We start from the raw sequence: 12,977 nt of genomic DNA, 5'->3' as shown, positions 1-12,977 counted from the left end.
CACCCATGCTTCAGCCAGGGCTTCGCCCGTAAGGCCCCGCGTCACGGGCAAGCACACGCCTTACATGCATTATTCAAATATCATCGCTAATTTTTATTCGTAAAAATAATAATAAAAATAGATCAAAACAGTATTTCTTCCCGCCCCTACCCCCTTGCTACAGTCCCCTCAGACCCGACCCCTCGCATGGTGGAGGCCCCGATTCATCCACCTGCGAGCCCTGCCCTTGAAACGGCGGACATGGCAGAACGGATGATCGGCAAACGATCATTTCCTCCGTGAGGTACTGCCATGAGCCAACCTGCTGCGCGCCACAGTGTCGCCCGCCTGCCCAACCTCGACCATCGCCTGCAAATCACCGCTGCGCCCACGTTAAGCGACCCGCTCGCCGAGCGCCTGCACCGCAAGCAGCGCCTTGCAGCGTCCTATCGGCTGTTCGCCGAACTGGGCTTTGAAGTAGGCCTGGCCGGCCATTTCACGGCACGCGACCCGATCGAGACCGACCACTACTGGATCAACCCCTTGGGAGTGCCGTTCTCGCACATCCGCACCCGTGACCTGCTGCGGGTAAACGGCGAAGGCCAGGTGGTCGAAGGTGACGGCCTGCTTAATACCAGCGCCCTTGAGCTGCATTACGCGTTGCAACGCGCCCGGCCTGACGTGGTGGGTATCGCCCACCTGCATGGCTTCCATGGGCGGGCCTGGTCAGCGCTGGGGCGTTTGTTCCAGCCGATCACTGCAGAGTCGTCTGCCTTCGCCGGTGAGCAGGTGCTGTTCGACCGCCACGCCCTGCGCACGCCCGAAGGCGGCCTGCTGCAAGACCGCGACCAAGTGGCACAAGCCTTCGTCGAAACCTTCGCCGACAACAACCTGCTGGTCTGGCAGAACCACGGCCTGTGGACCACGGGCCAGACTGTGGAAAGCGCTGCCTGGCGCTTCATCCTCGCCGACGACAGCGCCCGCGCCCACCTGCTGGCTTACGCTGCCGGCCAACCGCGTATCCCGGACCTGGACGAAGCCCCCGTCAACCCTGCCCAGCGCGAGCTGTTCGGTTGGCTGAACTTCCTGCCGCTGTGGGACCGCATCGTCCAGCAACAACCCGACCTGTTGGACTGAGGCGCACCCTATGGCAATCAGCATCAGCCGCCGCACCTTCCTACGCAACAGCGCCATTGCCGGGCTGGCCGTAGGCTTGGCCCCCGCCCTGGCACGCGCCAATGAAGCCTTGCGGGTTTGGCGCTACAAGGGCCAGGCCGCGAGTTTTCTCGCCGACGCGGGGCAAGCGCAAACACCCTACCCGCTGCACTGGGTAGACGTGCCCGGGGGCGCCATGGTGCTGGAGGCCTTTGCCAGCAACAGCCTCGACTACGCCTTCATGAGCCCGGTGCTACCCCTGTTCGCCAGCGTGGCCGGTAACCCGCTGGTGTTGATCGCCAGCTACCAAGGCGAGCAGAACCGCAGCAGTGTGATCGTCAAACGCAGCAGCGGCATCGCCTCCATCGCTGACCTCAAGGGCAAGCGCGTGAGCTTCGTCCGCGCCACCGACACCCACTACCTGATGCTCAACCTGCTGCGCGACAACGGCCTGACCCTTGCCGATATCCAGGCCAGGCCCATGCCTGCCCGGGATGCGCTGGTGGCATTTCAAAACGGCCACCTGGACGCCATCGTCGCCGGCGGTATCGGTGCCCTGCAAGCGCAGACGGCCATGGATGGCATGGCGCTGGCCGACGCCAGCCCCTATCACTGCGGCAACTACCTGATTGCAACCACCCCCCAGGCGTTGCAGCAGCCGGGCAAACAGGCCGCCATCCGCGACTTTTTGCAGCGCGAAAAAGCCACTTGGGACTGGGTCGAGCACAACCCCCATGAATGGGCTGCACGTAACCAAGCCCTTACCGGGATTTCCAGCGACCTCTATTTGCAACAGTTCGCGCTACGTCAGCAGCCCTGTCGGCTATTGCCCGTCAGCCAGGCAGACATCGTTGCCCAGCAGCACATCGCCGACCTGTTCCACGACAGCGGGCTGATCCGCCAGGCACTGGATGTGCGGGGCTTCTGGGACGACCGCTTCACCCCCTTGCTCAGCGGCTAGAGACCCGCCGCGGCACCCCGCACCGGCGCGCGCCGGACGATTCACAGGCACTTCAGCCACGGGAGCAACGGACCTCCTGCGGGCCAGGCTGCGCCTGCACTGCGTGAAACACCTTATGAGAGCCCGTTCGATCGCACATCCAGGGCCTGATCTGCCAATCGAACCCAAGGAACAGTCATGAAGTCTGTGTTTACCTCTTTAACGCTGGCACCCGCCGTATTCGCTGGCTACCTGCTCACCCCCCTGGCCATGGCAGCGGAGGCTGACGCCGCCCTCGACACGGTGATCGTCACCGGCTCGCGGGGCAGCGAAGTACGTACCGTCACCAGCAGCCCGGCACCGATCGACGTCATCGACAGCAAGCAACTGGAGCAAACAGGCGAGTCCAGCCTGCGCGGTGCCCTGCAGAAAACCCTGCCATCATTTTCCCAGCGCCCTTCCGGTTCGTCCAATGACAGCATCGCCCGCCCCTATAGCTTGCGCGGGCTTAATGGCTCCAACGTACTGGTGCTGGTCAACGGCAAGCGCCGCCACAACAGCGCAGTGATCAACCTCGACTCCACCGCCGCCTACGGGACCAACCCGGTGGACCTGGACATGATCCCCATCAGTGCCATCGACCACGTCGAAGTACTGCGCGACGGCGCCTCGGCGCAGTACGGCTCCGACGCCATCGCCGGGGTGATCAACATCATCCTCAAGCAGCGCGACAACGGCGGATCGGCCAGCACCCAGTACGGCCAATACTATGAGGACGGCGACGGCGGTAACCTGCGCCAAACCCTCAACCAGGGCCTGGCCCTGGGCGACAACGGCGGCTTCTTCAACTATGCGTTGGACGCCAAGTCGGTCCAGACCGCCACCCGCTCACGCGCCGCCACCGGCAACCTGTATTTCGCCGGCGACCCCCGCAACGACACCGCCGACCGCGAAGTGCAAAAAAACGGCCTGCCCAAGATCAAGGCCATCAACCTGTCGTATAACGCCGAACTGCCGGTGAGCGACGCGCTGACCCTGTATTCCTTCTCGACCTTCAGCAAGCGTGATGCCCGCGGCGGGCAAAACTACCGCCGGCCCAATTCCACCAACATCATCCCCGAGATCTACCCGGACGGCACCGCCCCCTTCTACACCCTGGAAGAAACCGACTACCAGGCAGCCGCCGGTGGCAAGGGTGAGTTCGCCGAATGGCACTGGGACCTGAGCTCCACCTTCGGCCGCGACAAAGGCCAAGCCGGTGCCGACGAAACCCTCAACGCCTCGCTCGGCCCGACCAGCCCGACCCGCTTCGACACCTATACCAATACCTTCGACCAGTGGACCAACAACCTTGACCTTACCCGCGCCTTCGAGGTTGGCCTGGCCAAGCCCTTGCAGGTTTCCTGGGGCCTGGAACACCGCCACGAACGGTACAAGACCGAGTCCGACGACCCGCTCTCGTACATCAACGGCGGCTACTTCTACCCCAGCGGCCCCTTGGCCGGCCAACCGGCAGCGGTGGGCGCCCAAGGCGCCATTACCCTGACCCCGGAAGATGAAGGCCAACTCAGCCGCAACAGCTACGCCAGCTACCTTGACCTGGGCCTGAACCCGACGGAAAAACTCTGGCTCGGCGTGGCCGCGCGCTTCGAAAAATACGATGACAGCAGCGGCAATACCCGCAGCGGCAAGTTTTCCGCACGGTACGACTTCACGCCAACCTTTGCCCTGCGCGGCACCCTCAGCAACGGCTTTCGCGCCCCGTCGCTGTCGCAGTCGGTCTACGCCCAGACCGCCAACCAGTACACCACCGTCGACGGAGTGGCGCAGTTCGTCGAAGCCAAGACGGTGCGGGTGGATTCGCCGTTGGCCAAAGCCCTGGGCGCCGAAGACCTCAGCCCGGAAAAGTCACGCAACATCAGCCTCGGCCTGACCTGGCAACCCTTGCCGCAGGCCAGCGTGACCCTGGATGCCTACCAGATCGAAATCCGCGACCGCATTGCCTTGACGGGCTTCCTTTATGGCAATGGCGTCGACCAGCAACTGGTCGCCAACGGCTACAAGCCAGGCTACCGCGTCAAGTACTTCACCAACGCAGCTGACACCACCACCCGTGGCGTCGACCTGGTGGCCGACTACCGCGTCGACTATGGGCGCTTTGGCCGGGTCAAGTACGGCCTGGGGGTCAACTACAACAAGACCATCATCGACGACATCAAGCAGACACCGGCATCGCTGCGCGCCGCAGGCAACAACCTCGAACTGTTCGACCGCGTCGCCCAGGGTTACCTGACCGTGGCCAACCCCAAGACCAAGCTGATGCTCAGCGCCAACTGGCAGATCGAGCGCTTCACCATCAACGCCGGCCTGACCCGCTACGACAAAGTCATCGCCCGCGACGCCAACCCTGATTATGACGTGACCTACGGCGCCAAGTGGCTGACTGACCTGGAAGTCGCCTACGCCCTGACCGACCACTTCGATGTCGCCGTGGGTGCCAACAACCTGTTCGACGTACGTGCCGACAACAACGGCTACCCCGCCGGCGATACCAATGGCTTCCCCAAGTTCGGTGCCATTTCGCCGTTCGACCCTTACGGTGGCTTCTGGTACACGCGCATCGCCTACAACTTCTGACCCCACTCACACAGCGCCCGCCGTGTGTGGCGGGCGCCAGGAGAAGCACCATGAGCCACGGCCCGTTCATACTCGGCGCGTTCATCCCCGGCACCCTCAGCGGCAGCGCCTGGCGCCTGCCGGAGGCACCGCTCGATACCTTCAAGAGCCTGGAGCATTACCAATACATTGCCCGCAAGCTGGAAGCCGGGCGGTTTCACGCGCTTTTTTTCAACGACACGCTCGACGTCAAACTCGACCTGGCCCTGCAGCGTGGCCCCAACAGCGTGCGTTGGGACCCTTTGATCCTTGCCCCGGCGCTGGCCGCCAGCACCCGTCATATTGGGCTGATCGCCACGGCCAGCAGTACCTATAACGAGCCTTACAACATCGCCCGCAAATACGCTGCACTGGACCACCTTAGCGGAGGCCGGGCCGGCTGGAACCTGGTGACCTCGCTGGGCGGCGGCGAAAACTTCAACCGCCAGGAGCACGTCGAACACGATGACCGCTACGCCCGTGCCGAAGAGTTCTACGACGTGGTCAGTGGCCTATGGGACAGCTGGGCCGACGATGCCTTTGTCCAGGACAAGGCCAGTGGCACCTGGCTGGACATCGACAAACTGCATGTGCTCGAGCATCAGGGCGAGCACTTCCAGGTGCGCGGGCCGCTCAACGTGGCGCGATCGCCGCAAGGTCACCCGGTGGTCGCCCAGGCCGGCGCTTCTGTAGCTGGCAAGCGGCTCGCAGCGCGGGTTGGCGAATTGATCTTCACCGCCCAGCACACCATCGCCCAAGGCCAGGCGTTCTACGAGGAGACCAAGCAGGCCGCCGCCGGTTTTGGGCGCCGTGCCGATGCACTGAAAGTGTTACCGGGCGTCTCGCCGGTAGTGGGCAAGACACAGGCTGAAGCCCAGGCCAAGTACGACCGCCAGCAAGAACTGCTGGAGCCCAAAGCCTTTCTCAGTTCCATCTCGCGTTTCGCCAGCCTCGGCTACGACCTCTCGGAGTTGCCCTTCGACGAAGCAGTGCCCCTGCCCCCAGAGACCTTCACCACCAACACCCACCAGAGCCGGCAAAAGCTGGTGTTCGACCTGATCCGCCGCGAGCGGCCGACCGTGCGTCAACTGTTCAACCAACTCACCTCCGGCGGCCATCGCATCCTGATCGGCACCCCGCAGAGCATCGCCGACGACCTGCAGGCCTGGTACGAAGCCGGCGCCGCCGATGGCTTCAACATCATGTTCAGCGGCCTGCACTCAGCCATCGATGACTTCGTAGATGGCGTGATCCCAGAGCTGCAACGCCGCGGCCTGTTCCAGCGCGAATACGCCGGCACCACCCTGCGGCAAAACCTAGGCCTGCCTTACCGCGCCAACCGCTTCTTTTAAGGAGAGCCCATGTTCCGACCCCTGGCGACACTGAGCCTGGCCATCGCCCTGAGCCTGGCCGGCTGCGATGGTAAAAGCGTGCAGCAGGCCACCACGGGCGCCCCGGCGCAGCCGCAGCATGGCGGCGTGCTGCGGGTGGCGTTCGACGGCGACCCCAACTGCATCGACCCGCAACAGGCGGGCAACAACACCGCCCTCAACGTTGGCCGGCAACTGGTGGACTCGCTGACCGACCAAGACCCGCAGACCGCCGAGATCGTGCCCTGGCTGGCCGAGCGCTGGGAAGTCAGCGACGACTCGCGCCAGTTCACCTTTCACCTGCGTGAAGGGGTGACCTTCAGCGATGGCAGCGTGCTGGACGCCGCAGCGGTCAAGGCCAATTTCGAGGCCATCGTCGCCCTCGGTGCCCAGGCACAACTGGCCAGCACTTACTTGGCTGGCCTTGAAACCGTCGAAGTCATTGGGCCGCTGAGCGTGCGCATCCGCTTCAAACAGGCCAACGCGCAGTTCCTTCAGGCGACCTCGACCATGAGCCTGGGGCTGCTGGCACCCAGTACCCTGGCACGTAGCGCCGAACAACGCTGCCAGGGCGCCTTGGTGGGCTCCGGGCCATTCAACGTAAAAAGCTTCGAGCACAACCGCCTGGTGCGCATCGAAGCCCGCGCCGATTACGCCTGGCCGTCTTCGCTGGCCGAGCACAAGGGCCGTGCCTGGCTGGAGGCTATCGAGTTTCACATCCTGCCCGAGTCCGGCGTGCGCCTGGGCAGCCTGCTGTCCGGGCAAATCGACGTGAACACCAGCGTGCCGGTACAGGACGAAGCGGTGCTGCAGGCCCAGGGCATTGCGTCCATCGCGCGGTCAAACCCAGGCATCGTCTTCAACCTGACGCCCAACGAGTCCCGCCCGCCGCTGGACGATGCCAAGGTGCGTCAGGCACTGAACAAGGCGATCGACCGCAGCCAGTTCAAGGGCGTGATCTCCCGCTACCAGAAACCAGCAAGTTCCGTGCTCGCCAGCAGCACGCCCTACTACCAGGACCTAAGCGCGGTGCTCGCCTATGACCCACAAGGTGCCGGCCAGCTGCTGGACAGCGCCGGCTGGCACAAGGGGGCCGACGGTTGGCGGCAGCGCGATGGCAAGCGCTTGAGCTTTGCCCTCGACTACTGGCAGGCCAGTACACCGGTGCTGGAGTTGGTACAACAGCAACTGCGTCAAGCCGGCATCGAGCTGCGCCTGAACAAGTCCACCATTGGCCAGGTCAGCCTGCTGCAGACATCGCTGAACTACGAACTGTGGTTCTTCAACCTGACCCGCGCCGACCCGGACGTGCTGCGCACGGTGTTCCTCGCCAGCGGGCGCAACGTCAACGTGCGAGGCCCGCTGGCACTGGACCAGACCCTGATCGATTCGGCCGCCAGCCTCGATGTGCAAAGGCGCGGAGCGTTGATCCACCAGGCCAGCCGCGAGCTGCTCGAGCAGGGCCACGTGATCCCGCTGGTCGAGGCCGCTACGGTCACGGCGTTCCGCGATGCGGTGCGCGGCCTGCATTACGAGGCCTCGACCCGCTTGCAGTTCTACGACACCTGGCTGGTACAACCGGGGAGTCACTGACCGATGAACGCCCTGAACCATCACCCCGCGCACCTGTGGCGCCTGGCCCAGTCACTGCTGGTGCTGTGGGCAGCGTTTAGCCTGTCGTTTGCCATCCTTTATGGGCTGCCCGGTGACCCGGTAGCGATCCTGCTGGCGCAAAGCGGCGAACCGGGCTCCGCAGACCCGGTCAAGGTCGCTGAACTGCGCGCTCGCTATCACCTCGACGGCAGCCTCTGGCAGCAGTACACCGGTGCGCTGTGGCGGTTGCTGCAGCTAGACCTGGGTACTTCGCTGCAGACCGGCAAGCCCGTCACCGCAGCACTTGCAGCGGCATTGCCGGCCACCCTGGCGTTGGCCTTTACGGCGCTTGGCCTGGCGCTGCCACTGGGCATCTGCCTAGCGCTCGCGGCCCATCGCGTACGCCAGCGACCGTTGCAGAGCGTGCTGCACAATGCCCCTGCCGTGGTGGTGTCGCTGCCGACCTTCTGGGTCGGGCTGGTGCTGCTGCAACTGTTTTCCTTTCAACTGCACTGGTTGCCGGCCATGGGTGGGCAAGGCCTGGCCAGCCTGGTTCTGCCGGCCGTGACCTTGGCCCTGCCGTGCGCGGCGATGATCGCCCAGGTGCTTGGCCGCTCGATCGTCACGGTCAGCCAACAGCCCTTTGTGCAGGCCCTGCGCAGCAAGGGTGTCGGGCCATGGCGGCTGCTTGGCGTGCATATCCTGCACAACGCAGCGATCCCCTTGCTGAGCCTGGCCGGCACCCTGCTGGGCAACCTGCTGGCCGGCGCGGTGGTGACTGAAACCGTGTTCTCCCGTGATGGCATCGGGCGCTTGGCCCAAGGTGCTGTTGCCAGCCAGGACATCGCCGTGGTCCAGGGCGTAGTACTGCTGGCCGCCGCCTTGTACGTGCTGACCAACCTGCTGACCGACCTGGCCTACCCGTTGCTCGACCCCCGTATCCGCCAAGGAAGCCGCCCATGATCCTGCAACCTGCCTACCGCCTGGCACGCCCCGTGCGCTGGCCAAGCCTGCCACTGACGCTGAGCGTGGCCTTGTTCATGGTGGTGCTGGGCTGGGCCTTCTGGCCGAACCTGTTCAGCAGCGCCGACCCGCTGCTGGCTGACCCACGCCAGGCCCTGCAAGCCCCCTCCGCCGACCACTGGTTCGGCACGGACCACCTGGGCCGCGACCTGTATGCGCGTTGTGTGCATGGCGCGGCACTGTCGCTGCAGGCCACCAGCATCGCGGTACTGATCGCCCTGGTCGCCGGCAGCCTGCTGGGGGGCATTGCCGGCTGGTTCGGTGGCGTCGCCGACCGGCTGCTGGCGATGGGGGTGGAAGTCCTGATGGCGATTCCTGCCTTGTTGTTGGCGATGGCCATCGTCACCGCCCTGGGTTTCGGCACGCTGGAAATCGCCCTCGCCGTGGGGCTTTCCTCGGTGGCGATGTTCGCCCGCCTCGCCCGTGGCGAAGTCTTGCGCTGGCGCCGCCGCAGCTTTGTCGAAGCGGCGCAGGTGGCCGGGGTTGGCAGTTGGACCAACCTTTGCCGCCACGTGCTGCCACATGCCGCAGGGCCTTTGCTGGCCCTGGCCGCTCTGGAATTCGCCAGCGCCGTGCTGGCCGTCTCGGCACTGAGCTTTCTGGGCTTCGGCGCGCCGCCGCCCCAGCCAGAATGGGGCTTGCTGATCGCCGAGGGGCGCAACTACATGGTCGTGGCCTGGTGGTACACCACCTTGCCTGGCCTGGTGGTGGCTGCGGTGGTCCTGGCCACTCAACAACTGGCGCGCAGCCTGCAACAACTTGAGGGCGCAGCGTGATGAGTTCACCACTGGTTCGTATCCGCCAGTTCCGCGTCGACTACCCCGGCAGCCAACAACCCGCCGTACAGGCGCTGGACCTGGAAATTGGCGCAGGCGAGATCGTCTGCCTGGTCGGCGAGTCCGGCTCAGGCAAGTCCACCACCGCTGCCGCCCTGGCGGGTCTGCTGCCGGCTACAGCACGGCAAAACGGCCAACTGTGGCTGCAGGGCCAGGCACTCGACACCTTCAATGAGCGCGACTGGCAAACCCGTCGTGGCCGGCTGGTCGGCTTCGTACCACAAGACCCAGGCACGTCGCTGGACCCAGTCAAGACTATCGGCGCGCAGGTGATCGAGGCCATGACCGTGCATGGCGTAGCGCACAGTGAAGCCCATGCCAGGGCGCTGGCCTTGCTACAGCAGGTTGGCCTCAAGGCGCCCGAGCAACTGCTGCGGTGCTACCCCCATCAGTTGTCGGGCGGCATGTGCCAGCGGGTATTGATCGCCATCGCCCTGGCCAATGACCCGCCGCTGCTGATCGCCGACGAGCCCACCAGTGCCCTCGACGTGAGTGTCCAGCGGCAGATCCTCGACCGTTTGCAGCATTTGGTGCGCGCGCGCGGCAGCAGCCTGTTACTGATCACCCATGACTTGGCGGTGGCGCTGGACCGGGCCGACCGTATTCTGGTCATGCGCCACGGCCAACTGCTCGAAAGCGGCACGCCCGAACACCTGTGGCATACCCCCAGCCACCCCTACACCCGCCAGTTGCTCAATGCCTCACCCTTGGCACGGTTGCAGCAGCGTCGTACCCCCCCGGCCGATCACCCTGCGGCGCCCTTGCTGCAGGTCACTGGGCTGCAGCGGCGCTTCAACCGCCAGGGGCCGGCGGCGGTGGCGGATGTCAGTTTCAGCCTGCCTCGTGGCAGCACTACCAGCCTGGTTGGCGAGTCGGGCTCTGGCAAGTCCACCACGGCGCGCATCATCCTGGCCCTAGAGCAGGCCGACGCAGGCAGCGTGTTGTTTGATGGCGAGCAGGTGCTTGGCGCAGGGCGCAAGCAGTTGCAGGCCTATCGGCGCCGGGTGCAGTTGGTCTACCAGAACCCTTGGGCTGCACTCGACCCGCGGCACAACCTGCTGGACATCATCAGTGAGCCGCTGCGCGCCTTCGCCATCGGCAACCGGCGCGATGATCGCCAGCGGGTGGTCGAGCTGCTGGAGCGTGTCGGGCTACCTGCCGACTTGCTGCAGCGGCGCCCTGGCCAGTTGTCCGGTGGGCAACGGCAACGGGTCGCCATCGCCCGTGCGCTGGCCGCCGAGCCGGAACTGTTGGTACTGGATGAGCCGCTGTCCGCGCTGGACGCACCGGTGCAGGCGCAAGTGCTGGAGCTGTTGCAGACCTTGCAACGCGACCTGGGCCTGACCTATCTGTTCGTGTCCCACGACCTTGCCACGGTACGCGGCATCAGCGACCAGGTGCTGGTGATGAGCCAGGGCAGGCTTGTGGACCAAGGGCCTACCGAGCAGGTATTCGAGCAACCAGCGAGTGAGTACACACGCCGCTTGCTGGCGGATATGCCAGGGTGGCGAGGCCTGCAGCCGACCCCACTAGCCTTGCCTTCCCGTCAAGCGCGATCCGGGTAGGAGCAGCCTTGTGCTGCGAAGAGGCCAGTGGCAGCAGCGAAGATTAACGGTGTCTTCACCGGCCTCTTCGCAGCGCAAGGCTGCTCCTACCTGGAATTTCCAATGATCAACGAGGACCATTGATCCCTACTTCGCGCCATCCAGCCCCATCTGCCAGAAATCGGCCTCCAGGCTCGACGCCTGGCCAAAGATCCCTGCCAGCTCCTCGAAGCGTTGTTCGGTCATGCTCCGCGCGGCCAGTTCATCCAGGTGCTTGCGGGCATTGGCCGCCACCTGCTGATACCCTTCCCCGGCATACTCAGCGATCCACTCACGGTAAGGGTGATCGCTCAGGTCACCAATCCGCTCAGCCAACGTCCGGCCAATTTCCGCATAGCCGATCACACAGGGCGCCAACGCCACATGCAGCTCCAGCAAATCGCCGGCGGCGCCGCAGTCGAGCACATAGCGGGTGTACGCCACCGTGGCCTGGTGCTCGGGTGCGGCCTGGATATCAGCCTGGGTCAGCCCCCAACGCGCGCACAGGCGCAGGTGCAGTTCGGTTTCGTCGAGAATTGCCGCGAGGCCCGCCTGGGCGGCGCGGATGTCGGCCGGCAGGCGGCTCTTGTAAGCGGCCAGGGCCCAGGCGCGGGCGAACTGGATCAGAAACAGGTAGTCCTGCACCAGGTACGTCCGAAACGCCGCCTCGCTCAGCGTGCCTTCGCCCATTTGCTGCACGAAATCATGCTCGACATAGCGGTGCCACTCGCCCGTGGTGGCGGCCTTGAGGCGATCGAAAATATCCATGCTCACGCCTCCCCCTCGTAAACCGCATCGAAGAAGGCCAGCTCCAAGGCCACGGTACGCAGGTAGAAATCGGTGCTCAGCTCGGCTTCCTGCGGCCCAACGCGGTCCAGTTCGGCCTGCAGGAAGGCGACGAACGCCTGGAACGCCGGGTTGTCGTGCAAGGTGATCCATTCGGCATGCACGAAGTGTTCAGGCAAGGGTTTCGGCGCCTTGAGCGCCCAGTCCAGGTACAACCCTTCGGCGACATTCAATACTGCCAACGCGGCGGCGTACGAGCGGGTGGCGGCCGCTTCACGCATGATCGCCTTGAAGCCTGCGGTCGGCGCAGTGTCTGCGGCCTCTGCGCGTTGCGCCGGGCTGACGTCCAGCGCCTCGAAGGCGCGCAGGAAATAGGTGTTTTCATCGCTGGAGATCATGCCGGCGAACTGGCCGAAGCGCAGGCGTGCCTCGAAGGTGTCCGCGGTGGCGATCGCAGCGCCGAGCAGGGTTAGGAAGCTGTCGAGAAAGCGGTGGTCCTGCACCAGGTAGCGGACCATGATCGGGTCCGGCAGGCTGCCGTCGCACAGTTGGCTAACGAAGCGGTGCCCGATGGCCGCCGACCAGGTCGGCTCGCTCTGACGGCGCAGGGTTTGCGTGAAACGTTCGGTCATGATGCTGTCCTCTGCAGGGGGTGACAGCGAGACCGTTGAAGCTGGCATGGACTGGCCTCGCAGTGAGGCCGGCAAAAAGGCAGGTTTCATGTCCCATCCCTTCGCCGGCATGATCCGGATCAGGTTCGAAGGGTCACCGCGCTGCAACGCTCAGCGGTTTCTCAGCCCGTTGCCGGGCTCCCCTTGGTGGCCCACAGGTATACAGCAGGTAGGAAGGTGCTGTCACGCCCCAAACTCTGGGCCTTGGGTGACCCGCTTGTGGGTACAGGTCCCCAGCCTGACACGCCATTATTTAGCGCGACTCAGGTTTTTAAAGGATTTGTTTAACAAAGCATTACCGCAACATCTGTTGGCACAGCCGTTGCTCAGGCCCCGTTACTAGGCAAAACGCCATTGATGGCCCCAAGCCATAACGCCGCGAGCGA

10 protein-coding genes and 1 riboswitch are annotated in these 12,977 nt (G+C 64.7%); of the genes, 8 read left to right on the top strand and 2 right to left on the bottom strand.

All coding sequences use genetic code 11. The features are described 5' to 3' along the window. Positions 1 to 291 precede the first annotated feature (291 nt). The 8 genes from ACMCNM_RS15350 to ACMCNM_RS15315 all read left to right on the top strand — a co-directional run bounded on the left by ACMCNM_RS15350 (position 292) and on the right by ACMCNM_RS15315 (position 11,116). A complete protein-coding gene (locus ACMCNM_RS15350; protein ID WP_412764812.1) occupies positions 292 to 1,116 on the top strand; it encodes a class II aldolase/adducin family protein in 825 nt (274 codons plus the stop codon). Between the two features lie 10 nt (positions 1,117 to 1,126). Next, positions 1,127 to 2,095, top strand: a complete 969-nt coding sequence (locus ACMCNM_RS15345) for an ABC transporter substrate-binding protein (protein ID WP_412764811.1) — start codon at positions 1,127 to 1,129, stop codon at positions 2,093 to 2,095. A 177-nt stretch (positions 2,096 to 2,272) separates the two neighbouring features. Then, on the top strand, positions 2,273 to 4,711 hold the full coding sequence (locus ACMCNM_RS15340; RefSeq protein WP_412764810.1) for a TonB-dependent receptor plug domain-containing protein: 2,439 nt from the start codon (positions 2,273 to 2,275) through the stop codon (positions 4,709 to 4,711). Between the two features lie 50 nt (positions 4,712 to 4,761). Next, positions 4,762 to 6,081 carry an LLM class flavin-dependent oxidoreductase gene (locus tag ACMCNM_RS15335; protein ID WP_412764809.1) on the top strand — a complete coding sequence of 440 codons (1,320 nt, stop codon included), beginning with the start codon at positions 4,762 to 4,764 and terminating at the stop codon, positions 6,079 to 6,081. 9 nt (positions 6,082 to 6,090) lie between these two features. Then, positions 6,091 to 7,692: an ABC transporter substrate-binding protein gene (locus tag ACMCNM_RS15330; RefSeq protein WP_412764808.1), complete on the top strand. Its 1,602-nt coding sequence runs from the start codon at positions 6,091 to 6,093 to the stop codon at positions 7,690 to 7,692. 3 nt (positions 7,693 to 7,695) lie between these two features. Then, complete coding sequence (locus tag ACMCNM_RS15325) at positions 7,696 to 8,655, top strand: ABC transporter permease (protein WP_412764807.1); 960 nt, start codon at positions 7,696 to 7,698, stop codon at positions 8,653 to 8,655. Further along, positions 8,652 to 9,491 carry an ABC transporter permease gene (locus ACMCNM_RS15320; protein WP_412764806.1) on the top strand — a complete coding sequence of 280 codons (840 nt, stop codon included), beginning with the start codon at positions 8,652 to 8,654 and terminating at the stop codon, positions 9,489 to 9,491. Before ACMCNM_RS15325 ends, ACMCNM_RS15320 begins: the two co-directional genes overlap by 4 nt. Beyond that, positions 9,491 to 11,116 (top strand): dipeptide ABC transporter ATP-binding protein, encoded by a 1,626-nt coding sequence (locus ACMCNM_RS15315; protein WP_412764805.1) that lies wholly within the window; start codon positions 9,491 to 9,493, stop codon positions 11,114 to 11,116. The genes ACMCNM_RS15320 and ACMCNM_RS15315 overlap by 1 nt, the downstream gene beginning before the upstream one ends. Positions 11,117 to 11,242: 126 nt before the next feature. Here ACMCNM_RS15315 and tenA read toward each other — a convergent pair whose 3' ends face one another. Both tenA and ACMCNM_RS15305 read right to left on the bottom strand, forming a co-directional pair. Beyond that, entirely contained in the window at positions 11,243 to 11,902 is a 660-nt protein-coding gene (tenA, locus tag ACMCNM_RS15310; RefSeq protein ID WP_186702895.1) for a thiaminase II, read from the bottom strand. A 2-nt stretch (positions 11,903 to 11,904) separates the two neighbouring features. Next, positions 11,905 to 12,552, bottom strand: coding sequence for a TenA family protein (locus ACMCNM_RS15305; RefSeq protein ID WP_027595398.1), 648 nt, complete (start codon positions 12,550 to 12,552; stop codon positions 11,905 to 11,907). Positions 12,553 to 12,631: 79 nt separating this feature from the next. Further along, positions 12,632 to 12,746: riboswitch (TPP riboswitch) on the bottom strand. Positions 12,747 to 12,977 lie beyond the last annotated feature (231 nt).

Source organism: Pseudomonas sp. NGC7 (assembly GCF_047159675.1).
GTDB lineage: Bacteria > Pseudomonadota > Gammaproteobacteria > Pseudomonadales > Pseudomonadaceae > Aquipseudomonas > Aquipseudomonas kermanshahensis.
Note: the sequence above shows the minus strand (reverse complement) of the source record. Positions and strands in the feature narration are given on the sequence as shown.

Bases quoted from the DNA above. Each gene is read 5' to 3' on its own strand.
- ACMCNM_RS15350 (WP_412764812.1), top strand. From the start codon at position 292: ATGAGCCAACCTGCTGCGCGCCACAGTGTCGCCCGCCTGCCCAACCTC.
- ACMCNM_RS15345 (WP_412764811.1), top strand. From the start codon at position 1,127: ATGGCAATCAGCATCAGCCGCCGCACCTTCCTACGCAACAGCGCCATT.
- ACMCNM_RS15340 (WP_412764810.1), top strand. From the start codon at position 2,273: ATGAAGTCTGTGTTTACCTCTTTAACGCTGGCACCCGCCGTATTCGCT.
- ACMCNM_RS15335 (WP_412764809.1), top strand. From the start codon at position 4,762: ATGAGCCACGGCCCGTTCATACTCGGCGCGTTCATCCCCGGCACCCTC.
- ACMCNM_RS15330 (WP_412764808.1), top strand. From the start codon at position 6,091: ATGTTCCGACCCCTGGCGACACTGAGCCTGGCCATCGCCCTGAGCCTG.
- ACMCNM_RS15325 (WP_412764807.1), top strand. From the start codon at position 7,696: ATGAACGCCCTGAACCATCACCCCGCGCACCTGTGGCGCCTGGCCCAG.
- ACMCNM_RS15320 (WP_412764806.1), top strand. From the start codon at position 8,652: ATGATCCTGCAACCTGCCTACCGCCTGGCACGCCCCGTGCGCTGGCCA.
- ACMCNM_RS15315 (WP_412764805.1), top strand. From the start codon at position 9,491: ATGAGTTCACCACTGGTTCGTATCCGCCAGTTCCGCGTCGACTACCCC.
- tenA (WP_186702895.1), bottom strand. From the start codon at position 11,902: ATGGATATTTTCGATCGCCTCAAGGCCGCCACCACGGGCGAGTGGCAC.
- ACMCNM_RS15305 (WP_027595398.1), bottom strand. From the start codon at position 12,552: ATGACCGAACGTTTCACGCAAACCCTGCGCCGTCAGAGCGAGCCGACC.